The sequence below is a fragment of the Sporosarcina highlanderae genome (assembly GCF_030433715.1).
In the GTDB taxonomy this organism is placed as follows: Bacteria; Bacillota; Bacilli; order Bacillales_A; family Planococcaceae; genus Sporosarcina; species Sporosarcina highlanderae.
In genome coordinates this window covers 125,600-148,307 of the sequence record NZ_JAROCC010000005.1, presented here as the reverse complement: position 1 = coordinate 148,307, position 22,708 = coordinate 125,600, and the positions used below count along the sequence as shown (strand labels likewise).

General features: G+C 39.3%; 28 protein-coding genes. All 28 read left to right on the top strand.

What is annotated here, in order from left to right; genetic code table 11:
* Window positions 1-22 precede the first annotated feature (22 nt).
* The 28 genes from P5G49_RS08175 to frr all read left to right on the top strand — a co-directional run bounded on the left by P5G49_RS08175 (window position 23) and on the right by frr (window position 22,512).
* Entirely contained in the window at window positions 23-1,291 is a 1,269-nt protein-coding gene (locus P5G49_RS08175; protein WP_301243004.1) for a flagellar hook-length control protein FliK, read from the top strand.
* 4 nt (window positions 1,292-1,295) lie between these two features.
* The gene (gene flgD / locus P5G49_RS08170; RefSeq protein ID WP_301243003.1) at window positions 1,296-1,940 is read left to right on the top strand and encodes a flagellar hook assembly protein FlgD; all 645 of its coding nucleotides are present in this window, start codon (window positions 1,296-1,298) and stop codon (window positions 1,938-1,940) included.
* 16 nt (window positions 1,941-1,956) lie between these two features.
* On the top strand, window positions 1,957-2,337 hold the full coding sequence (locus P5G49_RS08165; protein ID WP_301243002.1) for a TIGR02530 family flagellar biosynthesis protein: 381 nt from the start codon (window positions 1,957-1,959) through the stop codon (window positions 2,335-2,337).
* 86 nt (window positions 2,338-2,423) lie between these two features.
* Entirely contained in the window at window positions 2,424-3,215 is a 792-nt protein-coding gene (gene flgG / locus P5G49_RS08160) for a flagellar basal body rod protein FlgG (RefSeq protein ID WP_301243001.1), read from the top strand.
* A 66-nt stretch (window positions 3,216-3,281) separates the two neighbouring features.
* Entirely contained in the window at window positions 3,282-3,503 is a 222-nt protein-coding gene (locus P5G49_RS08155; protein ID WP_301243120.1) for a flagellar FlbD family protein, read from the top strand.
* Complete coding sequence (gene fliL / locus P5G49_RS08150) at window positions 3,493-3,924, top strand: flagellar basal body-associated protein FliL (RefSeq protein WP_301243000.1); 432 nt, start codon at window positions 3,493-3,495, stop codon at window positions 3,922-3,924. Before P5G49_RS08155 ends, fliL begins: the two co-directional genes overlap by 11 nt.
* Before the next feature lie 33 nt (window positions 3,925-3,957).
* Complete coding sequence (fliM, locus tag P5G49_RS08145; RefSeq protein WP_301242999.1) at window positions 3,958-4,956, top strand: flagellar motor switch protein FliM; 999 nt, start codon at window positions 3,958-3,960, stop codon at window positions 4,954-4,956.
* Window positions 4,949-6,151, top strand: a complete 1,203-nt coding sequence (gene fliY / locus P5G49_RS08140) for a flagellar motor switch phosphatase FliY (RefSeq protein ID WP_301243119.1) — start codon at window positions 4,949-4,951, stop codon at window positions 6,149-6,151. Before fliM ends, fliY begins: the two co-directional genes overlap by 8 nt.
* Before the next feature lie 18 nt (window positions 6,152-6,169).
* Window positions 6,170-6,532: a response regulator gene (locus tag P5G49_RS08135; protein ID WP_301242998.1), complete on the top strand. Its 363-nt coding sequence runs from the start codon at window positions 6,170-6,172 to the stop codon at window positions 6,530-6,532.
* Between the two features lie 3 nt (window positions 6,533-6,535).
* Window positions 6,536-7,222: a flagellar biosynthetic protein FliO gene (locus tag P5G49_RS08130; RefSeq protein WP_301242997.1), complete on the top strand. Its 687-nt coding sequence runs from the start codon at window positions 6,536-6,538 to the stop codon at window positions 7,220-7,222.
* Entirely contained in the window at window positions 7,215-7,880 is a 666-nt protein-coding gene (fliP, locus tag P5G49_RS08125) for a flagellar type III secretion system pore protein FliP (RefSeq protein ID WP_301242996.1), read from the top strand. The genes P5G49_RS08130 and fliP overlap by 8 nt, the downstream gene beginning before the upstream one ends.
* Before the next feature lie 58 nt (window positions 7,881-7,938).
* On the top strand, window positions 7,939-8,208 hold the full coding sequence (gene fliQ, locus P5G49_RS08120; protein ID WP_301242995.1) for a flagellar biosynthesis protein FliQ: 270 nt from the start codon (window positions 7,939-7,941) through the stop codon (window positions 8,206-8,208).
* Window positions 8,209-8,212: 4 nt separating this feature from the next.
* Window positions 8,213-8,989, top strand: a complete 777-nt coding sequence (gene fliR, locus P5G49_RS08115) for a flagellar biosynthetic protein FliR (protein ID WP_301242994.1) — start codon at window positions 8,213-8,215, stop codon at window positions 8,987-8,989.
* 3 nt (window positions 8,990-8,992) lie between these two features.
* Complete coding sequence (gene flhB, locus P5G49_RS08110; protein ID WP_301242993.1) at window positions 8,993-10,072, top strand: flagellar biosynthesis protein FlhB; 1,080 nt, start codon at window positions 8,993-8,995, stop codon at window positions 10,070-10,072.
* Between the two features lie 25 nt (window positions 10,073-10,097).
* Complete coding sequence (gene flhA / locus P5G49_RS08105; protein WP_301242992.1) at window positions 10,098-12,128, top strand: flagellar biosynthesis protein FlhA; 2,031 nt, start codon at window positions 10,098-10,100, stop codon at window positions 12,126-12,128.
* Window positions 12,128-13,234, top strand: a complete 1,107-nt coding sequence (gene flhF, locus P5G49_RS08100) for a flagellar biosynthesis GTPase FlhF (RefSeq protein WP_301242991.1) — start codon at window positions 12,128-12,130, stop codon at window positions 13,232-13,234. The genes flhA and flhF overlap by 1 nt, the downstream gene beginning before the upstream one ends.
* Window positions 13,227-14,090, top strand: coding sequence for a MinD/ParA family protein (locus tag P5G49_RS08095; RefSeq protein WP_301242990.1), 864 nt, complete (start codon window positions 13,227-13,229; stop codon window positions 14,088-14,090). Before flhF ends, P5G49_RS08095 begins: the two co-directional genes overlap by 8 nt.
* A gap of 178 nt (window positions 14,091-14,268) precedes the next feature.
* A complete protein-coding gene (locus tag P5G49_RS08090) occupies window positions 14,269-15,879 on the top strand; it encodes a chemotaxis protein CheA (protein ID WP_301242989.1) in 1,611 nt (536 codons plus the stop codon).
* 24 nt (window positions 15,880-15,903) lie between these two features.
* Window positions 15,904-16,383 carry a chemotaxis protein CheW gene (locus tag P5G49_RS08085; RefSeq protein ID WP_301242988.1) on the top strand — a complete coding sequence of 160 codons (480 nt, stop codon included), beginning with the start codon at window positions 15,904-15,906 and terminating at the stop codon, window positions 16,381-16,383.
* On the top strand, window positions 16,373-16,993 hold the full coding sequence (locus P5G49_RS08080) for a chemotaxis protein CheC (protein ID WP_301242987.1): 621 nt from the start codon (window positions 16,373-16,375) through the stop codon (window positions 16,991-16,993). The genes P5G49_RS08085 and P5G49_RS08080 overlap by 11 nt, the downstream gene beginning before the upstream one ends.
* Window positions 16,994-17,488, top strand: a complete 495-nt coding sequence (locus P5G49_RS08075; RefSeq protein WP_301242986.1) for a chemotaxis protein CheD — start codon at window positions 16,994-16,996, stop codon at window positions 17,486-17,488. It abuts the gene before it with no gap.
* Between the two features lie 141 nt (window positions 17,489-17,629).
* Window positions 17,630-18,409, top strand: coding sequence for a FliA/WhiG family RNA polymerase sigma factor (locus tag P5G49_RS08070; RefSeq protein WP_301242985.1), 780 nt, complete (start codon window positions 17,630-17,632; stop codon window positions 18,407-18,409).
* Window positions 18,406-18,708 carry an RNA polymerase subunit sigma gene (locus P5G49_RS08065; protein ID WP_301242984.1) on the top strand — a complete coding sequence of 101 codons (303 nt, stop codon included), beginning with the start codon at window positions 18,406-18,408 and terminating at the stop codon, window positions 18,706-18,708. Before P5G49_RS08070 ends, P5G49_RS08065 begins: the two co-directional genes overlap by 4 nt.
* Window positions 18,709-18,712: 4 nt before the next feature.
* Window positions 18,713-19,210, top strand: coding sequence for a DUF6115 domain-containing protein (locus P5G49_RS08060; protein ID WP_301242983.1), 498 nt, complete (start codon window positions 18,713-18,715; stop codon window positions 19,208-19,210).
* Between the two features lie 143 nt (window positions 19,211-19,353).
* Window positions 19,354-20,085 (top strand): 30S ribosomal protein S2, encoded by a 732-nt coding sequence (rpsB, locus tag P5G49_RS08055; protein ID WP_301242982.1) that lies wholly within the window; start codon window positions 19,354-19,356, stop codon window positions 20,083-20,085.
* A 174-nt stretch (window positions 20,086-20,259) separates the two neighbouring features.
* Complete coding sequence (gene tsf / locus P5G49_RS08050) at window positions 20,260-21,144, top strand: translation elongation factor Ts (RefSeq protein WP_301242981.1); 885 nt, start codon at window positions 20,260-20,262, stop codon at window positions 21,142-21,144.
* Window positions 21,145-21,229: 85 nt separating this feature from the next.
* Window positions 21,230-21,955, top strand: coding sequence for a UMP kinase (pyrH, locus tag P5G49_RS08045; RefSeq protein ID WP_301242980.1), 726 nt, complete (start codon window positions 21,230-21,232; stop codon window positions 21,953-21,955).
* Window positions 21,955-22,512, top strand: a complete 558-nt coding sequence (gene frr / locus P5G49_RS08040; RefSeq protein ID WP_301242979.1) for a ribosome recycling factor — start codon at window positions 21,955-21,957, stop codon at window positions 22,510-22,512. The genes pyrH and frr overlap by 1 nt, the downstream gene beginning before the upstream one ends.
* Window positions 22,513-22,708 lie beyond the last annotated feature (196 nt).

Sequence of the window (22,708 nt, the reverse complement as noted above, 5' to 3'; positions counted from 1 at the left end):
CCGTGAAAGGGGGTGATAAAAAGTGAAAGTCGGAGCGTTGCAGCCTAAAATTGTAATGAGTAAAGTACATCCCGGTATCGTTCATAAAAGCGATGTGAACAAATTGTCGTTTGGCGACATATTGAAGGGAGTAAATACGACTAATTCGATAAAAGACAGTCAACTGTCTAAAACGTCTACAGAATCACCACACGAGATCGTCTCAGACATATATACAGCAGAAACTATTGAGGAGCTTCGGAAAGTCATGGAACCCTTTCAAGATTTTGAATCTGTAGGATTATCTGTTCTTCTTGATGAAGGGAATACAACTTTAGAGGAATTGTCGATGGCGATTTCAATGAACCCTGAAAAAATCCTGGATTTATTGAAGGGGCTTTTGAATGAGGCTGGTCATGCAGAGGAAGAAGTTACAGAACTGACAATTTCGTCAGATTTATGGACAGTACTATCTACCTTAGAAGGTTTAAAAGAAAATGCCTTGAAGATTTTGAACAATTCTTTTCGAAACAGTGGAACAAATAAGGAAGCAGTAGAGTTGGTTGCCTTTATTAAATCAATAGAGTTATTAGCGCCGAAAAGTGAAATGGTGATATCTATGGCGCAGAAGTTACATGTTTTTCAAAACATGATAGCCGAAGCCGCTATACAATTCGATCATGAGATCCTATCCACAAGCAAACAGAATTTATTGGAGAGTCCATTTCAAAAATTCGATATGAGAATTCCTGAATTGAATTCGTCTTCATCGATGGCTGAAGAAAATGATAGTTCCAAAAAAGTGACTGAATTGCAAGTGCCGGGTTCTACAAATGGACTGCCGTCTACATTAAAAGGTGATCTTGCAACAAGTAAAACGAACTCAACTAATCAAAGTGAATCCTTACTACGAGAATTACAATCTCTATTCAAACGATCCAATTTTGGACAAATAAATGGAACGAATAGAATGTTAATTAAATTGTATCCCGAACACTTAGGACAAATTCGTATTGAATTAATGGAAACAAACGGTGTAATCTCAGCTAGAATCTTAGCCTCAACCGCCCTTGCCAAAGGAATGTTGGATAGCCAATTACATCAATTAAAACACGCCTTTACCCAACAAAACATCCAAGTCGATCGTATTGATATTGCCCAATCCATCCAAGAGTCACCAAGGAATGAACGGGAACAATCATTTAACGAGCAATTTGAACGTGAGCAACAGACGAATAAGGAAAGTAACGACAGTAGTAGTTCAGAAGACACTCTTTCCTTTGACGAATATTTACTTGAATTGGAGGTCTAACAAAGTGATTGAAGGACAGAAACCAATTACTGAATCGATGTTCCTTATCAACAAACAACGAGATCAGCGTAAAACAGGACCAGACACAATGGGGAAAGACGCATTCATGAAGATTTTAATTGCTCAGTTGCAAAACCAGGATCCAACAAATCCAATGAAAGATAATGAATTCATTGCACAAATGGCACAGTTTTCATCCTTGGAACAGACTATGAACTTGGCAAGTGCGTTTGAAAAGTTTGCCGAAGCGCAAAATCAAACTCAATTAATCCAATACAACCAATTCGTTGGTAAAAGTGTTCGTTGGCATGAAATCACGGACAAGAAAGACGAAGACTCCAAGTTGATAGTCAACGAAGGAACAGGTATTATCCAATCTGCTAAATTCGTAAATGGATCTGTTGTGTTTATGATGGAAGATGGGAAAGAGCTATCCCCAGGTAATATTTCGGAAGTGTTGTCAGGATTAAATTCAATAGATTTGGTAGGGGCAAGTCGCCTAATTGGTAAAACAGTAGGCTATATGGATGGAGAAGTTGAAAAGTCAGGAACTGTCGTATCGGTTTCCAATAAAAATGGAAAACTACAGTATATTTTAAGTGACGGCAGTCGAATTGATGGAGATACATTTACATCAATAAGTCAATAGAATAGGAGCAATTGTAATGGAGAGATTGAATTTTCATAGAGTCCCATCGCAGCCACCAATTCACCAAAAACAGCTTGGGAAATCGACAATTGCACCTAAACACTCTTTCCTTGAACAACTTGGTCAGGCAATCGAGTCACAAGAGCTGAAAATTAGCAAACATGCAAATGAAAGATTGAAAGAACGACATATTTACATTTCAGATAGTGAATGGGCACATATTGGTGAAAAAGTGAATGAGGCAAAGAGGAAGGGTATTAAAGAATCACTTGTACTAATGGATCAGGCAGCTTTAATCATTAGTGCAAAAAATTCCACTGTAATTACAGCGATGGATCGCAAAGAAGCAAAGGATCAATTATTTACGAATATCGATGGAACAATTGTACTCAGTTAAACTAAATTGGCAGGACCTTGAAAAGGATGCCAACGTACTGCCGAATGACAGAGGCAGCTACACCCAAAATCCGGGAGGGAAAAAACATGTTAAGATCAATGTACTCAGGAATCTCAGGCCTACGAAATTTCCAAGCGAAATTAGACGTAATCGGTAACAACATAGCCAATGTAAATACGTATGGATTTAAAAAAGGAAGAGTTATTTTCAAGGATCTGATGTCACAAACAGTAGCAGGTGCAGCTGCTGGAAATGAGAATAGAGGCGGTGTCAATCCGAAACAAGTTGGATTAGGCTCGCAAATTGCAGCAATCGACACAATTCATTCCAACGGCTCCACTCAATTTACAGGGAATACATTGGATTTGGCGATATCTGGAGATGGGTTCTTTAAAGTAGGAAATGTAGACGGTACAAATGTATTTTATACAAGAGCAGGGAACTTTTATCTCGACGAAGTAGGGAATTTAGTTGATGGAGAGGGAAGGTATTTACTCGATGGAGAAGCTATCATTACTATTCCATTGGATTCATCATCAATGTCTATTGCGGAAGATGGGACAGTATCGTATGTCCAAGATGGGGAACCTTTTACCGCTGGACAAATTCAAATAGCCAAATTTTCTAATCCTGGGGGACTTGAAAAAGTTGGTTCCAATTTGTATCAAGAAACTGGAAACTCAGGTGAACCAAGTGAAGGGGCTCCTCTTGAAGAAGGTCGCGGTAAAATCGCTTCTGGTTTCCTTGAAATGTCCAACGTCGACCTTTCAGAGGAATTCACGGAAATGATTGTGGCACAACGTGGTTTCCAAGCAAATACACGTATCATCACAACATCCGACGAAATACTACAAGAACTAGTAAACTTGAAACGATAATTATAGTTTCCACATGCCATATGAACAAAGGAGGGACGGGCCGGCCCAGTGCCCGGCCCCTTTAAAATGATAAAAGTCACACGACTCAATGGAACAAACTTCACATTAAATGCACTTTACATAGAAAAAGTCGAATCATTTCCCGACACAACAATAACATTAACAACTGGCTCCAAATACGTCGTCCTTGACCCGGTTGAAACGATAAACCAGCGAATTATCGACTTCTATCAATCGGTTCAATTATTATCAAATCCGCATATCCGGGGTGAAGAAAATGAAGAATAAAGTTTTAACATTGATACTTATCATCTTAATATGCATTTCACTCGTCGGGATTATCGGTATCGCCCTTAAAATCCAATTGGACAAGAGTGACAAAACAGAAACGAAGGAAGTCTCCATTGATGAGATTCTTGAGTCATCGGTTGATGTACCGGAAATCATGACTAATTTAAAAGGGCAGCAGTTCGTCAGACTTACATTAAAGATCCAAACAAGTAATAAGAAAGCTGCTGAAGAATTGAAGAAACGGGATTTTCAAATTCAGAATATCGTAATTCAAGAGCTTTCCGAAATGACATCGAAGGAACTTGAAGGGAAAGTCGGGAAACAGTTATTCGAGGATTCCATAAAAGCACAATTAAATCCGCTAATGCAAAAAGGCGAGATTGAAAAGGTGTATATAGTAAGTTATATCATCCAGTGAACTTAAACATATACAATACCGGGAGGTGACCTCATGCCGGAAGATATCTTATCCCAACATGAAATAGATGCATTATTGTCCGCATTGTCAACAGGTGAAATGTCCGCAGAAAATATGAAAAAAGAAGATGGGACCCGGAAGGTCAAAGTATATGATTTCAAGCGGGCGCTTCGTTTTTCAAAGGATCAAATTCGTAGTTTGACAAGAATCCATGAAAACTTTGCGAGATTGCTAACTACTTATTTTTCTGCACAATTACGTACGTATATCCAAATACATGTCGCTACGGTTGATCAAATTCCATTTGAAGAATTCATAAGGTCTATTCCGAATATGACATTGCTTAACATTTTCGATGTTTCCCCCTTAGAAGGAAGCATCATAATGGAGGTCAACCCAAATATTGCCTATTCAATGCTTGATCGGTTGATGGGCGGCGCGGGGAAAGGTACAGGATCAATAAATAATATGACCGAAATTGAAACGAAAATTTTAACGAATCTTTTTGAAAGATCTTTTGACAATTTCAGGGAAGCATGGTCAGGAATTATTGAGATCGACCCTTTCCTATCAGAAATTGAAGTGAACCCTCAATTTTTACAGACAATTTCACCGAACGAAACTGTCGTTGTAATTGGCTTCAATATTGTCATTGGGGAGTCAAGTGGTATGTTGAATATTTGTATTCCACACGTAGTGCTTGAACCTGTTGTACCAAATCTTTCAGTAAGATACTGGATGCAGTCGAATAAGAAAGAATCGACTCCCGAGCAGAACACGGTGTTGGAAAAACGTTTAAAACAAACCTCTTTACCGATTAGCGTTGAGTTAGGTCAAGGAATGATGTCCATTGATGAATTCTTATCGCTTCAAGTAGACGATGTTGTCCCCCTTAACCAAAGGATTCAAGATCCTTTACTTGTAAGAGTTGGCGGGGTTCCGAAATTTACAGCACAGCCCGGTCAATCAAGAAATAGAATGGCAATACAAATTATTGGCACTTTGAACGAAGGGGATGAAGATGATGAGTGATAATATTCTTTCTCAGGAAGAAATCGAAGCGTTGTTACGCGGCGAAGAAATAGACTCCGCAAAAACTAATACATCGTCCTCAACAAATCAGAATCTGAGTCACGAATTGAGTGAAATGGAAAAAGATGCTTTAGGGGAAGTGGGCAATATCTCCTTCGGCAGTTCTGCAACTGCACTTTCTTCATTGTTAGGACATAAAGTTGAAATTACCACACCTTCAATATCTGTTGTGGATCGTGATATGCTGATGGCTGAATTCATCCATCCTTATATTGTTGTTCAAGTTGAGTACACAGAAGGTTTAAATGGTATGAACCTCCTAATCATTAAACAAAAAGATGCAACAATTATTGCGGATTTAATGTTAGGCGAGGACGGCCTCCAACCTCCAGAGGAACTAAATGACATACGTTTAAGTGCAATACAGGAAGCAATGAACCAAATGATGGGCTCTGCAGCGACATCAATGTCTACAGTGTTTAATAAAAGAGTCGATATCTCTCCTCCGTCTATCAATTTAGTTGATATGCGAAGCGAGGATGAAATTTCATATATTCCAGAAAATGAATTGATGATTAAAGTTTCATTTGATTTAAAGGTTGGAAACTTGATTGACTCTAACATTATGCAGTTATTCCCTTTACAATTCGGTAAAAATCTTGTTACAACGTTAATGGGAATGGATGTGGAGAAGGAAGCAGCAGTAACAGTGGAAACCCCGATTCTTCCGCCTTCACGGAACCAGAAACAGCGTGAGTTTAGCGACCAAGATTCTACAGGTTTCGGTAATCGGCAGAATGATGCACAAATGCCCCAACAACCTTTATCTGAAAATAGCCAGCAGCTGTCGCCGGCAAAAGAACAACAGCCACCAGTACATGTGCAACAAGCTCAATTCGCGAATTTTGACAGTCCTTCTTTTAACCATACAAAATCAAATAACTTAAACATGTTATTGGATATTCCATTACAAGTGACAGTAGAACTTGGCCGGACTAAACGATCGGTTAAAGAAATTCTTGAAATGTCAAGTGGTTACATTATAGAACTGGATAAGTTGGCGGGAGAACCTGTTGATATATTGGTAAACAATCGTCATATTGCTCGAGGAGAAGTAGTGGTTATCGATGAGAATTTCGGTGTAAGGATTACTGACGTTTTAAGCCAGAAAGAAAGATTAAATAACTTAAGATAGGATCCGGGGGTTTGCAAAATGGGTAAACGCATTTTAATAGTGGATGATGCTGCATTTATGCGCATGATGATAAAAGATATCTTGATAAAAAACAATTTTGAAGTAGTCGGGGAAGCGGCTGATGGAATGCAGGCTGTGGAAAAGTATATGGAATTATTGCCAGACCTCGTTACGATGGATATTACAATGCCCGAAATGGATGGGATTACAGCCTTAAAACTAATAAAGGAAAAAGATCCTTCAGCAAAAGTTATTATGTGCTCAGCAATGGGTCAACAGGCGATGGTCATTGATGCCATTCAGGCCGGAGCTAAAGATTTCATTGTAAAACCATTTCAAGCTGATCGCGTTGTTGAAGCAATCCAAAAAGCATTGGGTTAACTTATGAACTATTCAAGTAATTTTAAATTAGTATTGTGTTGCCTGCTTGTATTCTTTGCATTAAATGTATCGCCTCTAAAAGTCGTTCAAGCTGAAACCGGTTCGGATAAATATATTTCCGATTGTCTTGGAAAGGACAATGACTGTGACGAAGAGTTCAATAGTGAACTGAATACAAAAGTAACGGACACCGGTAATGCAACGAAAGATGATTCATTCGGATTGTCCTTATGGGATTATGTAAAGACGTTTTTCGCATTGTTATTTGTCATAGCTTTACTTTTTGCTTTATTAAAGTTCATTAACCGAAAGAATAGGATGTTCAATCAGCATCGATTAATGAAAAACATTGGCGGTCTTTCACTCGGACAAAATAAGTCAATCCAATTAGTTGTTATCGGCGAAACTTATTTCATCATAGGCGTGGGGGATGAAGTTCGTTTGTTGAAAGAAATTATAGATCCCGAAGAAATTAAGGTGCTTGAAAGTTATTTTGAAGCGGAAGAAGAACAAAGTCCGATTACTCTTATTGATAAAGTAATGACAATGCTCAAAAGCAAAAGTGAATCGAGGGAAGACCAACCAGTTGATTTTGGCAAGTTATTCACTTCAAGACTTGATGAAATTAGGGAGGAACGGAAAAAACATTTGAACCGCCTGGAAGAAAAGGAGAACAGAAAAGATGAATGATTTTGTCCAGTTTTTCTCTGATAGTGACCCGGCTAATGTGTCGACATCTATCAAAATGCTCCTTCTTCTAACTGTGTTATCACTTGCTCCAGCAATTCTTATTCTGATGACATCTTTTGCAAGAATTGTTATCGTACTGTCTTTTGTCAGAACAGCACTTGCAACACAACAAATGCCACCCAATCAGGTAATTGTCGGTCTGGCATTATTTCTTACTTTTTTCATTATGGCACCTACATTGCAACAAGTGAATAATACGGCGTTAACGCCATTATTTGCAGATGAGATCACGCTGGAAGAGGCGTATGATCGGGCAAGCATTCCTTTCAAGGAGTTCATGAGTAAACATACACGGCAAAAGGACTTGGAACTGTTCCTGCGCTACAATCAAGCAGAACGTCCAGAAACATTGGATGATATTCCCTTAACAATGATGGTCCCGGCATTTGCATTGAGCGAATTAAAGACAGCATTTCAAATGGGCTTTATGATATTCATTCCATTCCTTGTTATCGATATGATTGTTGCAAGTGTTTTAATGTCAATGGGGATGATGATGTTACCCCCTGTTATGATTTCATTGCCGTTCAAGATTCTATTATTCGTCCTTGTTGATGGCTGGTATTTAATTGTCAAATCCTTGTTGCAAAGTTTTTAGCGGGTATCAATTGTCGCTTTCAGCCAAAAGGTATTTTTATAGTATAGGAGTGGTTTGAATGTCAGGCGAATTGGTCATTACGATCGCTGAACGTGCAATATGGGTCATATTATTGGCTTCTGGCCCTCTATTGATTGTGGCATTGGTCACAGGTTTGATCGTAAGTATTTTTCAGGCGACAACACAAATACAGGAACAGACCCTTGCATTTGTACCTAAAATCATAGCAGTTCTTGTAGCCATAATTTTTTTTGGGCCATGGATGTTGTCCAGGGTGACAGCTTTTGCATCGGACATTTTTGAAAATCTTGTTCGATATATAGGGTGATAGAATGGAAGCATTAATCCCTTCACTAGCTGTATATTTACTGGTTTTAACTAGGGTGACAGCCTTTATCATTACCGTGCCGTTATTTTCATACCGTGCGATTCCAACTACCCATCGAATTATTTTCGCTGCGTTACTAGCATGGATGATGGTGTATTCCATTGATGCACCAGAATTAGAGATTAATGACATGTTTATCTTACTTGTTATCAAAGAGGCGACTACAGGGCTTTTTATCGGAATAATTGCCTATATAGTCATCTCGGCTATCCAAGTTGCGGGTGGTTTTATTGATTTTCAAATGGGTTTTGCGATAGCAAACGTAATTGATCCGCAGACAGGCGCGCAATCCCCCTTACTTGGACAGTTTTTCAATGTTCTTGCTATGTTGCTTTTATTGACATTAAATGGTCACCATATGTTATTAGATGGAATTTTTTACAGCTACCGATTTATCCCTATCGAAATGTTATGGCCATCTTTCGGAAGTGAACGCCTTGTCGAATTCGTCATTAAAACGTTCGCAACATCATTCGCAATTGCATTTCAAATGTCAGTTCCAATTGTCGCTACTTTATTCCTTGTCGATCTTGCTCTTGGGATTACAGCAAGAACAGTTCCCCAATTAAATATCTTCGTAGTCGGTTTTCCGATTAAAATCGGGGTTAGCTTTCTTGTGCTTGCAACGATGTTTACTGTGATGATCACGATGATGCGTAAATTATTTGAGGTGATGATAACCGCGATGAGGGATCTGATGCTTATCTTAGGGGGTGGCTAATAAGTGATTAGACTTGATCTACAATTCTTTGCGGGTGAAAAAACTGAAAAAGCCACTCCGAAGAAACGTCAAGATTCCCGAAAGAAAGGACAGGTATTAAAGAGTCAGGATGTAACAAGCGCAATCGTACTCCTTTGTGTTTTTCTGTTTCTTTTTTTTACAGCAGGCTTTATGCGTGATCGTCTTTTTATATTTTTCAACCATACTTTTACCGATTTTTTAACTATAAAAACATTGGACATTGATCATTCAATGATGATCTACAAAGATATGATTATTCAAATGGCATACATCTTATTGCCTGTTATGGCAATTGCTGTCATTGCAGGTATAGCAGGAAATCTTTTTCAATTCGGTCTGTTATTCACGACGGAACCCTTGAAATTTGACTTGAAAAAGATTGATCCGATAAAAGGTTTAAAACGTATATTCTCAATCCGCGCTCTTGTTGAGTTAGCAAAATCATTATTAAAAATCTCGTTTATCGGTTTTACAACAACACTTTTGCTTGTCATGAATTTAGATAAAGTTTTGGGCCTTGCATACAAGACTCCTGAGGTTACACTGCTTACTGTTGGTCAGTTAGTTGCTTTAATGGGAATTGTAGCTTCTTTTGTACTGTTATTCATTGCTATTTTGGATTTTTTTTATCAGAAATTTGACTATGAAAAGAACCTTCGGATGTCCAAGCAGGATATCAAGGATGAATATAAAAATACTGAAGGGGATCCAATTATCAAATCACGTATTAAGCAGCGCCAACGAGAGATGGCGATGAGAAGGATGATGCAGGAAGTACCGCAGGCGGATGTCGTCATTACGAACCCAACTCACTTTGCGATTTGCTTGAAATATGATGATGAGAAGATGGACGCCCCGATTGTAATTGCTAAAGGGGCCGATTTTATCGCCCAAAAGATAAAGTTGATAGCTAAAGAGAATAATATTGTTATGGTGGAGAATCGCCCATTGGCAAGAGCACTTTACGATGACGTAGAGATTGGTGATTGGATACCAGACCAGTTTTTTAAAACGGTAGCTGAAATATTGGCATATGTTTATCGAATACAACGAAAAATTTAGAACTACGTGAGAAAGTGGTGTTGACATGCAATTTAAGGATATTGGAGTATTAACGGCAGTCATTATGATTGTCGCAATGCTTGTCATCCCATTACCTCCTTGGCTTCTCAGCTTTTTAATAATCATTAATATTACACTGGCTCTTATGGTCTTATTGACATCGATGAATATGCAGGAGGCATTGCAGTTTTCGATTTTTCCATCATTGCTTCTATTATTAACACTTTTCCGCCTTGGATTAAATGTTTCAACAACACGTGCAATCCTGTCTAAAGGAGATGCAGGAGGCGTTGTTGATACGTTTGGAACGTTTGTTACCGGTGGGAATATTGTTGTCGGTCTCGTTGTGTTTGTCATTTTAATCATTATTCAATTCATCGTCATTACGAAAGGTTCAGAACGAGTTTCCGAAGTTGCAGCACGTTTTACGTTAGATGCGATGCCGGGAAAACAGATGAGTATTGATGCGGATTTGAATGCAGGAATGATTTCTGACACAGAGGCCAGGATGCGTCGTGAAAAAGTGAGTAATGAAGCAGACTTTTATGGTGCGATGGATGGTGCAACTAAATTTGTAAAAGGTGATGCCATTGCTGGTATCATAATCGTTATCATTAACCTCCTTGTTGGAATGATCATCGGAGTTGTTCAAATGGGCTTGCCATTCGCCGAAGCCGTTACGAAGTTTTCCCAGTTAACAGTAGGTGATGGGATCGTATCACAAATACCTGCGTTGCTCATTTCGACAGCAACAGGTATCGTTGTCACGCGTGCTGCCTCAGAGGGTAATCTTGGCTCGGATATTACTAAACAATTAATGGGACAACCTAAGCTACTATACGTTGCTGCAACAACCATTTTTCTATTAGGGCTTTTCACGCCAATACAAGATATCGTCACAGCCCCCATAGCTGCAGCATTGGCAATTGGAGCTTTCCTAATGTCAAGAAAGCCTGAGGAAGATCCGGAAGAGCTATTGGAAATGGCAGAAGAAGTCGAAACAGAAAGTTTGAAAAGGCCGGAAAACGTTGTCAACTTGTTGAATGTTGATCCAATTGAATTCGAATTCGGATATGGTCTCATTCCTTTGGTAGATGCACAACAGGGTGGTGACCTTCTTGACCGGGTTGTCATGATAAGAAGACAGCTTGCGCTTGAATTAGGCTTAGTCATTCCGGTTGTACGGATTAGGGATAATATTCAGCTACAACCAAATGAATATAGAATAAAAATTAAGGGAAATGAACTCGCAAAAGGAGAACTTCTTCTTGATCATTACCTTGCAATGAGTCCCGGTGGTGACGACTCTATTAATGGAATCGACACAATAGAGCCTTCATTCGGTCTGCCAGCTAAATGGATAACTGATGATGTTAAAGAAGACGCCGAAATTCAAGGCTATACAGTCGTTGATCCGCCAAGTGTCGTTTCGACTCATCTGACAGAAGTGATCCGAGCAAACGCGGCTGACCTGATAGGCAGACAAGAAACGAAACAATTGGTTGATCATATACGGGAAACCTATCCGATTCTTGTGGAAGAACTTACTCCAACACCGCTTTCCATCGGTGAAATTCAAAAGGTATTGGCAAAATTATTAAGAGAGAATGTATCAATCCGTAACCTTCCTATCATTTTTGAGACGCTTGCGGATTACTCGAAATATACATCAGATGTCGATTTATTGACTGAATATGTCCGCCAATCGCTTGCGCGACAAATTACGACTCAATACTCTACCGGGGTGGACACACTCAAGGTGTTGACAGTGTCAGGTAAAATTGAGAAGCTGATTGCCGATAACATTCAGCAAACCGAGCAAGGAAATTATTTATCCATCAATCCTTCTCACTCCCAAGAGATCTTGGAGGCGATAGCAAGAGAGATTGAAAGGATTGCTTTGATGGATCAATCACCCGTAATTCTTTGTTCACCGGCTATTCGAATGTATTTAAGACAAATAACCGAGAGATACTTCCCGCAAATACCTGTTTTGTCTTACAATGAACTTGAAGCATCAATTGAAATCCAAAGTGTAGGGGTGGTGGAAATTTGATGAAGATGAAGAAATATACAGCGGACACTATGGTGGAGGCGATGAAACAAGTACGCAAGGACCTGGGGGACGAGGCCGTCATTCTTAGCTCGTCCGTTGTAAAATCGAAGGGGTTTTTAGGTTTATTCCGAAGAAAGTCGGTAGAAGTTGTTGCTGGATTGGACAGGTCTGTTTCAAAACCTGCTGAAACAATTTTCCTCCCTAAGTTTTCTCCAGTAGAAAAACAAGTCGACTTAGAAATGCAAAAAGAAATGAATGAAATGAAGAAGCTTTTACAGGAAATGAAACAGGTGGCATCTTTCGGCAGCCTACCTGAAGAGCTACAACCTTTGCTCTCCTACTTAGAACAACAAGATCTGTCCAAAGAATTCATATTACAAATAGGTAATGAAATCTTCGCGAAGATGAAGTTGGAAAAGAAGGATTTTTCAAAAGGCGAACAACTGCAGATTGTTAGAGATTTCTTGACGAAAGAGTTTGCTGATCTGCCGTTTGGCGGAATTTCGTTTAATAAAAAATACGTCAACTTACTTGGACCAACTGGTGTCGGAAAAACGACAACGATTGCCAAAATTGCCGCAAGAGCAGTATTAGAAAATAGGAAAAAGATCGGATTTATAACGACTGATACATATCGAATAGCAGCAATCGAGCAACTACGGACATATGCGAATTTACTGCAAGCGCCAGTTGAAGTAGTTTATAACAGCAATGATTTTAAAGCGGCAATTGATAAAATGAAAGATCTGGATTTGATTTTTATCGATACTGCCGGTCGTAATTATATGGAAAAGAAATTTTTAGACGATTTAAACCGTGTAATCGATTTCTCGTTAAATATGGAATCATTTCTTGTTTTGTCTGTTACATCTAAGGAAGCAGACATGAAGAAGATTGTCGAAATGTTCTCGTCATTCCCTATTGAAAAATTCATCTTCACTAAAGTGGATGAAACCAGCTCGATTGGTCAAATGTTCAATTTGATGAAACAATATAGAATTGGGACGGCATATTTTACTGATGGGCAGGAAGTACCTGAGGATATAATTGAAGCTTGTCTTGAAGAGATGCTCAATCTGCTATTGGTAGGTGATAGAAATGAGTGATCAAGCCGAGGCATTAAGACTGAAAATGTTGAAGGCCAAAGGAGAATTAGCAAGATCTATTGCAATTGTTAGTGGAAAAGGCGGAGTCGGAAAGTCTAACTTTTCCGTTAACTTCGCTCACTCGCTAATAAAAAAAGGGAAAAAAGTCATAGTTATAGATATGGATATTGGTATGGGAAATATTTCGATACTTCTTGGTGAAGCTCCTCGGAGTAGTTTGAAAGATTATTTAATTGGAGAAGAGGAATTGGAAGACGTCATAAATACCGAAAAAGAGGGCTTAGTGTATATTTCGGGTGGATCGGGTTTAGAAAGTGTGCTGGAATGGTCAGAAGAAATGTCCGAACGATTAATTACAGCTTTTGAACAATTACAGAAAGATTATGATTTTATCCTTTTCGATATGGCAGCAGGTGCTACACAGCAATCTATTGATCTTATCCTGTCTGTTGATGAAGTGATTGTCATTTCAACAACAGAACCAACATCTATAACAGATGCGTATTCCATGATGAAATTCATCTATCTAAAGGATCAGGAAAAAGTGTTCCATATTGTCAGCAACCGATTAACAAAAAGGGATGGCGGAAACGACGCAGTTAAAAGATTGCAGTTTGCAATGCGAAAGTTTTTAGATAAAGAAACGGCTATATTAGGATTCCTACCTGAAGATCCATCAGTTCAAAAAGCAGTCTTAGCCCAAAAACCTTTTTTAGTTCTTTATCCGAATGCACCTATTTCCAAATGCATGCAGGCAATAGCAGATAAATTCGTTCAAGTGAATGAATCAGAGGTGAAAATGGAAACTGGATTCCTTGGTAAATTGAAAGGTGTTTTCTTAAAAGGGCGTATGTAAAATCTCCCTAATTATATCAATACCCGGAAAATCTATTGTATCCGATTTCTCTTCGATAGAGCAATAGGTTATTAGTAACGAACAAAACTCCTTAGATAAGGACAAAAGTGGCTCGTTTGTACAAAAGATTGAAGAAACAAATTTATGGGGGTATATAAAGTAAGGGGGCAGCATTGGAATGGATACAACTCAATACTTGGAAATGTTCTTGGATGAAAGTAAAGAACATATACAAGCATGTAATGAACTTTTGCTTGCACTCGAAAAAAATCCGGACGACTTAGCCATTGTAAATGAAATCTTTCGTTCTGCGCATACATTAAAGGGAATGTCGGCAGCAATGGGTTATGAGGACATTATCAAACTAACACATGAAGTGGAAAATGTTCTTGATGCGATACGTAATTTAAGGATAAATGTTACGACGGAAATTCTTGATATGCTTTTAAAAGCGATTGATTTGTCGGAAGAAATGGTTTTGGAAATAGAGGCAGGAGGAACCGGAGCAAAAGATGTAAGTGAAATTGCAAATAAATTAAATAGAATCGAATTAGATACATTTCAAAAAGAAGAAGTCATTGAAGATGCTGTGGACGAGTCAACCAATATTAGAGGTGGACGCGCATTGAATGTTCAAAATTCAAACAAGACCATTCGCGTCAATATAGATAGACTAGATACTCTTATGAATCTATTTGAGGAACTGGTAATTGACCGGGGGCGCCTGCAATCTATTGCCGATGAATTACACAACCAGGATCTGAATGACACTGTAGAGCACATTACACGTATTACCGGCGACCTGCAAAGTGTCATTCTTAAAATGAGAATGGTTCCAGTGGAAACAGTATTTAATCGTTTTCCAAAAATGGTCCGACAATTGGCACGAGATTTGGGTAAGGACGTCAACCTCGAAATCACTGGCGCTAAAACCGAATTGGATCGGATGGTTATTGATGAAATTGGAGACTCGCTCGTTCATTTAATTCGTAATGCAATTGACCATGGAATAGAAAGTCCGGGAGTTCGTCTTACAAAAGGGAAACTGGCGGAAGGTTCTATCTCACTACGTGCATATCATTCGGGGAACCATGTCTTTATTGAATTAGAGGATGATGGAGAAGGCGTTAATAAAGAACGAGTCATGAAGAAAGCCGTTGAAAACGGAATTGTCACCGAAGAGCTTGCTTCTAAACTGCGGAAAGAACAGATTTTGGAATTGATTATGTCACCAGGGTTTTCAACAGCTGAAACAATTACCGATGTTTCCGGTCGGGGGGTTGGGTTGGATGTCGTAAAAAGTAAAATTGAATCCCTTGGAGGCTATATTACAATAACGTCTAAAGACGGCCAAGGTACAAAGTTCCAAATACAATTACCGCTTACACTCTCAATCATAACTGTCATGTTAGTAAATTTAGGTGAAGATATATATGCCATCCCGCTTACTTCGATTCTTGAGGTGGCAATAATACGAACTACGGATATTATGAATGCCCACAACCGAAAGGTAATTGATGTTAAAGGTAACATTGTTCCACTCGTTGATTTAAAAGAAGTTTTTGAGATGGATACTGTGGATGAAAAAGCAGAACATCAAGCTATCATTATTGTTCGAAAAGGCGACAAGATGGCCGGGTTATTAGTAGATTCCTTCATTGGTCAACAAGAAATCGTATTGAAATCACTTGGCAATTATCTACAAAATATTTTTGCGATTTCAGGCGCTACTATCCTTGGCACGGGCAAAGTTGCATTAGTCGTGGATTGTAATGCATTGATCAAATAAATCACGAATAGGTGGGGGGTACGAATGACTGCAACGGACAGTTTGAACCGAAATGTTGAAGTACAGAAAATCGTTGTCTTCCGGTTGGAGGATAAAGAGTACGCATTAGAGGTGGATGTAGTTGAATCGATTGAAAGGTTAATGGCGATAACCAAAGTTCCGAAAACGCCCTCCTATGTAAAAGGGGTCGTTAATCTGAGAGGGGTTGTTACACCAATTATCGATTTGCGTGAGCGTCTAAACCTCAAGGTGAACCCCCTTGATGAAGAAACAAGGATTATTATCGTTTCAAATGATGAATTTGATGTAGGTTTAATCGTTGATGAGGCGACTGATGTCATTGATATTCCAATAGATTCAATTAAACTACAACCGGAAGTGGTTGGTTCAGTTGAGTCTGAATTTATTGCGGGGGTTGCGAAAGTCGATAAGCGGTTATTTGTCATGCTAAGTCTCGGTAAATTACTAATTCCTGTGAAACGAGTGTCGATAGATGAATATTAATAACGAAATAACTGATATTCATTTGGACGTCTTAAAAGAAATAGGAAGTATCGGTGCAGCACATGCAGCCACATCTTTATCTCAGTTATTGGATAGGAAAATTGAAATGCTTGTTCCGAATGTCAATCTTGTTACCTTTGATGAAATGTTCGATTTGGCAGGGGGGACAGAGAGGATAGTAGTAGGTATATTTCAAAAAATCGAAGGTGATCTTTCCGGAAATATTTTTTATTTGTTGCCGATCGATTCTGCAAATCAACTTATTGAAAAATTGGTCGGTAGCTCTTTCGATTTCCACAACCCAGAGATGACGGAAATGGGGATTTCGGCAATGCAGGAGGTTGGAAATATTTTATCCGGATCATATCTTTCTGCTTTATCCGATTTTACTGCGATGAGATTACAACCGACTGTCCCTTCGCTTAGTGTTGATATGGTAGGGGCAATAATTAGTTACGGCCTGATAGAACTATCACATTACTATGACGAGGCGATTGTTATAGATACACAGATTATTGTTGAGGGAAGTTCCAAAGTGGATGGCCATTTCCTTCTCCTTCCAAATCCGGAATCCTACATCTCCTTATTCCAATCATTAGGTGTCCTTTAGATGAACAATTCTAAAACGGTTGTAAGGGTCGGTATTGCGGATATGAAAATTGTGAAAGCACCCAATATAATCAAGACATCGGGTTTAGGATCGTGTGTCGGTGTCGTTTTATATGATGAAGTAAAAATGATCGCTGGCCTCCTTCACGTAATGCTGCCAGATTCTAATCTTGGACGTTTAGACAATGTTAATGTGGCTAAGTTTGCAGATACAGGCATCCACTCATTGGTAGAGCTATTGGTGGCCGAGGGAATAAACCCTCTTTCTTTGAAATCCAAAATTGCAGGAGGAGCACAAATGTTCCAGTTCGGTACGAATGATACAATTCGTATCGGCCCCCGGAATGTTGAAGCAGTTAAGATGATGCTTGACCGGCTATCAATTCCGATCATGGCAGAAGATACTGGAGGTTCAAGCGGGAGGACAATCCAATTTGATCCGAAGACAGGCAAGTTGAGCATTCGAACTGTCAATAAAGGATTTAAGGAAATATGACCTTTCGATTAGAGCTGAGAGTTAAATGGACATGTATCGTGGGGACTGAACGGTTCAGTCGCTTTTTTTTGTCCGCGTTTGCTATAATTGAAGTCAAACAATTGCCGAGGAATGTCGAAACATGGAAAGTGGGGGGAGTTCATGTCCAAACAGGATTTGACGGATGATGATAAATGTTGGGTACAATGGTTAAATTATAGGGATTCAGATGCAGGTGATGTCCTTGTCCGAAAATATACTCCACTTGTCAATTATCATGTGCAACGAATTAGCTCCGGCTTGCCCAAAAACGTATCAAGGGATGATATAGTAAGTCTCGGTCTTCAGGGACTTTTCGATGCTCTGACAAAATTCGACCCTAGTAGGGACCTAAAGTTTGACACGTACGCTTCGTTCAGAATCCGTGGATCGATAATAGATGGCCTTCGAAAAGATGATTGGATGCCCAGGTTATCACGTGAAAAGTCGAAAAAGTTAGAGTATGAAATTAGTAAGTTAGAACAAAAATTATTGCGACATGCCACTCCTGAAGAAATTGCTGATCATCTTGGTATCGAAGTGGAAGATGTTTATCAAATAATGCACGAACATTACTTTTCAAATGTTCTTTCCATGGAGGAGCGCATTGGAATTGATGATGAGGAAGGCAGTTCATATACTTTACAAGATCATCATGAACGTACACCGGAGCATCAAGTTATGATGAAAGAACTTGTTAAGGATTTAACAATGAAAATCAAAGAACTGAATTCGAATGAACAAATGGTGTTAGACCTTTTTTATACGAATGAAATGACCTTGACTGAAATCGGTGAAATCTTAAACCTATCTACTTCCCGAATTTCCCAAATTCATTCAAAAGCGCTTTTTAAATTAAGAAAGTCACTATTACCGGAAATAGTTGATGGAGGGATTTTATGAGCTTAAAAGGAATCGAACTCCAAATTGCAATTCCAAGAACTTTCGATGCTGGTAAACTAACAGAGCAAAAGCAACAACAGCCCCAAATTGACCAGGGACATGCACAAGCGTTAAATGAAAAAGAAGTTTTGAAACACCGTGAGACTGTCTTGCATACTGACAAATATGCTAAAACAAATTCTGACGCAAATAGTAGTAAGCAGGAAAGGGAACCTTCAGCAAGAAACCGACAACAAGAAGAAGGGGAAAAGAAAGCGATGCATCCGTATAAAGGGTCATTCGTAGACTTTACAGGTTAAGCAAATGAGTTCATTATTTTTATTATTGTTATTCGTTTTACAAATGGTCAGTTTTTATGTTATCGCACTTCTTTATATGAAGATCTCCAAATTCAACAACCTGGAAAAAAAGCAAGAGCGGCTTATGGCTGAAATGGATGATGCCATCGCTGCTTATCTTTCCGAATTGAAAGAGGAAAATGAACGGCTTATTCATGCCATTGAAAAGCGTGAAGAGAAAGTCCATTTAAAAGTACAAGAAGAAGTAAAACCTGCCCGTGAGTCTAAGATTGTGGAAAAGGAAAATGAATTTACGATCGTTCAACCAAATATCCCAGTAAATGTGGCACTGAAGTCATATCAGAATGCCCCTACGACCAAAAAAACGGTAAATTCAACTCCCGAAAAGAACGACCATCATCGCGCTTTATCGATGTTTGATGAAGGTAAAACAATAGAAGAAATCGCCAAAACCCTCGGCAAAGGAACAACTGAAGTAGAATTATTACTCAAATTCCGATGAACAGAGTTGCAAGTTCTTTTTCACTATGGTATATTATCAAATGGTGTTACTACACACGTGCGTGGACGATGGGAACGGTGCCGAAAGGTCGCTCCATCGGATGAAACATACGGAGGAAACTAACCAAATAGGAGGAATATCAAATGTCAGTAATTTCTATGAAACAACTGCTTGAAGCAGGTGTACACTTCGGACACCAAACTCGTCGTTGGAACCCGAAAATGAAGAAGTTCATCTTCCAAGAACGTAACGGAATCTACATCATCGATCTTCAAAAGACGGTGAAAAAACTTGAAGAAGCGTATGATTTCATGCGTCAAGTAGGTGCTGATGGCGGAAAAGTACTTTTCGTCGGTACGAAAAAACAAGCACAAGATGCTATTAAAGAAGAAGCAGAACGTGCAGGCATGTACTACATCAACCAACGTTGGCTTGGTGGTACACTTACAAACTTCGGGACGATCCAAAAACGTGTTGCACGTATGAAAAAGATCGAAACGATGGAAGAGGATGGTACATTCTCTGTACTTCCTAAGAAAGAAGTTTCCGAACTAAGAAAAGAACACGAACGTCTTGTGAAATTCCTTGGCGGTATTCGTGATATGAAATCATTGCCAGACGTCATCTTTGTTGTTGACCCACGCAAAGAGCGCATCGCTGTGGCTGAAGCTATCAAATTGAACATTCCACTCGTCGGTATTGTTGATACAAACTGTGATCCGGATGAAATCGACTATGTCATTCCTGCGAATGATGATGCAATCCGTGCCGTACGTTTACTTACAAGCAAAATGGCAGATGCATTGATCGAATCAAGACAAGGCGCAGATGAAGAAGTATCTGAAGAAGCGTCTGAAACAGTAGCTGCAGAGTAAAATTAGCAAATGAACAGACGATAAGCGGCCAACCCCCTTATCGTCTTTTTTAAAGAGTTGGCTTGTTTACATTACTTGTTGATTTTTAGTGTGAAACACGTCGAAAGGTTAACAATACTGTTGAACAAGAAAGAGTATTGTCGTCACAAATCACTCATACAGGAGGAAATTATAATGGCAATTACAGCACAAATGGTAAAAGAACTACGTGAAAAAACTGGCGCAGGTATGATGGACTGCAAAAAAGCGCTTACTGAAGTAAATGGTGATATGGACGCAGCTGTTGACTTCCTACGTGAAAAAGGTCTATCCAGCGCAGCGAAAAAGGCTGACCGCATTGCAGCAGAAGGTACAACTGAAATCCTTGTTAACGGAAACGAAGCTGTTATCTTTGAAGTAAACGCTGAAACAGACTTTGTTGCGAAAAACGAAGGATTCCAAACACTTGTTAAAGAACTTGGAGAACACCTTCTTGCTGCAAAACCAGCTACAATCGAAGAAGCTAACGAATCTAAAATGGAAAACGGTCTTACAGTCGCTGACCATATTTCTAACGCTGTTTCAAAAATCGGAGAGAAAATCACTCTTCGCCGCTTTGAATTGAAAACAAAAACAGATAACGATGCATTCGGACCATATCTTCATATGGGCGGACGTATTGCTGTGTTGACAATCCTTGAAGGCACAACAGACGCTGATGCTGCAAAAGACGTTGCAATGCATATTGCTGCATTGAACCCTAAATACATTTCACGTGATGAAGTATCAGAAGAGGAAGTTGAGCGCGAGCGTAAAGTACTTACTGAGCAAGCGTTGAACGAAGGCAAGCCAGAAAATATCGTTGCGAAAATGGTTGAAGGCCGTCTTGGTAAATATTTCGAAGAAATTTGTGTTCTTGATCAAGCATTCGTTAAAAATTCCGATCAAAAAGTCCGTGACTTTGTTAAGTCCACTAACGGCTCTTTGAAAGAATTCGTTCGCTATGCTGTTGGTGAAGGTATCGAAAAACGTGAAGATAACTTTGCTGAAGAAGTTATGAGCCAAGTTAAAGGTAACTAATTCACATTTTATGAATACAAAATAATTTAGGGGACACAACTTTGTGTTCCCTATTTTTAAAGAAAATTATAGACGGAGGGTACATATGAGCGTCCCAAAATACAAAAGAATTGTCTTGAAACTTAGCGGTGAAGCACTCGCAGGGGAAAAGGGATTCGGATTATCGCCTGAAATCATAAAAACCGTAGCAGCACAAGTAAAAGATGTCACGGACCTTGGTGTAGAGGTGGCAGTCGTTGTTGGCGGAGGAAATATCTGGCGCGGAAAGATCGGCAGTGAGATGGGAATGGACCGCACGACCGCTGATTACATGGGCATGCTTGCCACTGTCATGAATTCATTGGCTTTACAAGACGCTCTTGAAAAATTAGGCGTTGAAACACGTGTATCATCATCTATCGAAATGCGCCAAGTAGCCGAACCGTATATACGGAGAAAAGCAATTCGTCATCTTGAAAAGAAGCGCGTCGTCATCTTTGCTGCTGGCACAGGGAATCCTTATTTCTCAACAGATACGACTGCAGCACTAAGAGCGGCTGAAATCGAAGCCGATGTCATTCTAATGGCGAAAAACAATGTCGATGGTGTCTATTCCGCTGATCCAATGAAAGATAAAACTGCAGTGAAATACACGGATTTGACATATTTGGAAGTAATTAGCCAAGGACTTGAAGTAATGGATTCCACAGCTTCAACCCTATGTATGGACAACGATATCCCTCTCGTAGTATTCTCAATAATGGATAATGGAAATATAAAAAAGGCCGTATTAGGGGAACCGATTGGTACGGTTGTGAGGAGGAATGGGTAATGCCAAAAGAACTTATGGACCAAACGAAGGACAAAATGGAAAAAGCAATTGGAGCATTTACTAGACAATTGGCTTCAATTCGTGCTGGACGGGCAAGCGCATCACTGCTTGATCGTATTACTGTTCTTTACTATGGTGCACCAACGCCATTAAACCAAATGGCGGGTATCTCGGTGCCTGAGGCAAGGCTAATGGTCATACAGCCTTATGACAAAACGACAATTGGGGATATCGAAAAGGCGATTTTGAAATCAGATATCGGAATCACTCCATCCAATGATGGTTCTGTAATCCGCTTGGCTGTTCCCGCTTTGACGGAAGAACGTCGTAAGGAATTGGTGAAAGAAGTTAAAAGAGAAGCGGAAGATTCCAAAATCGCAATTCGTAATGTGCGAAGAGATGCAAATGACGAATTAAAGAAGTTGGAAAAAGACGGTGAAATCACTGAGGATGAGTTGCGTCGCGAAGGCGATGAAATTCAAAAACTTACTGATTCGTACATCGAAAAGATTGATGGGATTTCTAAAGCAAAAGAAAATGAAATTATGGAAATCTGATCGAAGAACTTTCTATATGCCCGGGCGTCCTATTCTCAGGACGCCTTTTTTCTGACCGAATTTTAGAGGAAAAGGAAAGAAATATAAATAATATTAGTAGGCACGCATAGTCTTTAACAGATGATACTTAAATTTCATCGAAACGTTCGCTTGTTTTAATGAAATTTGCTGGCCGATTTGATACGATAGACTAGGT

Bases quoted from the DNA above. Each gene is read 5' to 3' on its own strand.
- P5G49_RS08165 (WP_301243002.1), top strand. From the start codon at position 1,957: ATGGAGAGATTGAATTTTCATAGAGTCCCATCGCAGCCACCAATTCAC.
- flgG (WP_301243001.1), top strand. From the start codon at position 2,424: ATGTTAAGATCAATGTACTCAGGAATCTCAGGCCTACGAAATTTCCAA.
- P5G49_RS08155 (WP_301243120.1), top strand. From the start codon at position 3,282: ATGATAAAAGTCACACGACTCAATGGAACAAACTTCACATTAAATGCA.
- fliL (WP_301243000.1), top strand. From the start codon at position 3,493: ATGAAGAATAAAGTTTTAACATTGATACTTATCATCTTAATATGCATT.
- fliM (WP_301242999.1), top strand. From the start codon at position 3,958: ATGCCGGAAGATATCTTATCCCAACATGAAATAGATGCATTATTGTCC.
- fliY (WP_301243119.1), top strand. From the start codon at position 4,949: ATGAGTGATAATATTCTTTCTCAGGAAGAAATCGAAGCGTTGTTACGC.
- P5G49_RS08135 (WP_301242998.1), top strand. From the start codon at position 6,170: ATGGGTAAACGCATTTTAATAGTGGATGATGCTGCATTTATGCGCATG.
- P5G49_RS08130 (WP_301242997.1), top strand. From the start codon at position 6,536: ATGAACTATTCAAGTAATTTTAAATTAGTATTGTGTTGCCTGCTTGTA.
- fliP (WP_301242996.1), top strand. From the start codon at position 7,215: ATGAATGATTTTGTCCAGTTTTTCTCTGATAGTGACCCGGCTAATGTG.
- fliQ (WP_301242995.1), top strand. From the start codon at position 7,939: ATGTCAGGCGAATTGGTCATTACGATCGCTGAACGTGCAATATGGGTC.
- fliR (WP_301242994.1), top strand. From the start codon at position 8,213: ATGGAAGCATTAATCCCTTCACTAGCTGTATATTTACTGGTTTTAACT.
- flhA (WP_301242992.1), top strand. From the start codon at position 10,098: ATGCAATTTAAGGATATTGGAGTATTAACGGCAGTCATTATGATTGTC.
- flhF (WP_301242991.1), top strand. From the start codon at position 12,128: ATGAAGATGAAGAAATATACAGCGGACACTATGGTGGAGGCGATGAAA.
- P5G49_RS08095 (WP_301242990.1), top strand. From the start codon at position 13,227: ATGAGTGATCAAGCCGAGGCATTAAGACTGAAAATGTTGAAGGCCAAA.
- P5G49_RS08090 (WP_301242989.1), top strand. From the start codon at position 14,269: ATGGATACAACTCAATACTTGGAAATGTTCTTGGATGAAAGTAAAGAA.
- P5G49_RS08085 (WP_301242988.1), top strand. From the start codon at position 15,904: ATGACTGCAACGGACAGTTTGAACCGAAATGTTGAAGTACAGAAAATC.
- P5G49_RS08080 (WP_301242987.1), top strand. From the start codon at position 16,373: ATGAATATTAATAACGAAATAACTGATATTCATTTGGACGTCTTAAAA.
- P5G49_RS08075 (WP_301242986.1), top strand. From the start codon at position 16,994: ATGAACAATTCTAAAACGGTTGTAAGGGTCGGTATTGCGGATATGAAA.
- P5G49_RS08070 (WP_301242985.1), top strand. From the start codon at position 17,630: ATGTCCAAACAGGATTTGACGGATGATGATAAATGTTGGGTACAATGG.
- P5G49_RS08065 (WP_301242984.1), top strand. From the start codon at position 18,406: ATGAGCTTAAAAGGAATCGAACTCCAAATTGCAATTCCAAGAACTTTC.
- P5G49_RS08060 (WP_301242983.1), top strand. From the start codon at position 18,713: ATGAGTTCATTATTTTTATTATTGTTATTCGTTTTACAAATGGTCAGT.
- rpsB (WP_301242982.1), top strand. From the start codon at position 19,354: ATGTCAGTAATTTCTATGAAACAACTGCTTGAAGCAGGTGTACACTTC.
- tsf (WP_301242981.1), top strand. From the start codon at position 20,260: ATGGCAATTACAGCACAAATGGTAAAAGAACTACGTGAAAAAACTGGC.
- pyrH (WP_301242980.1), top strand. From the start codon at position 21,230: ATGAGCGTCCCAAAATACAAAAGAATTGTCTTGAAACTTAGCGGTGAA.
- frr (WP_301242979.1), top strand. From the start codon at position 21,955: ATGCCAAAAGAACTTATGGACCAAACGAAGGACAAAATGGAAAAAGCA.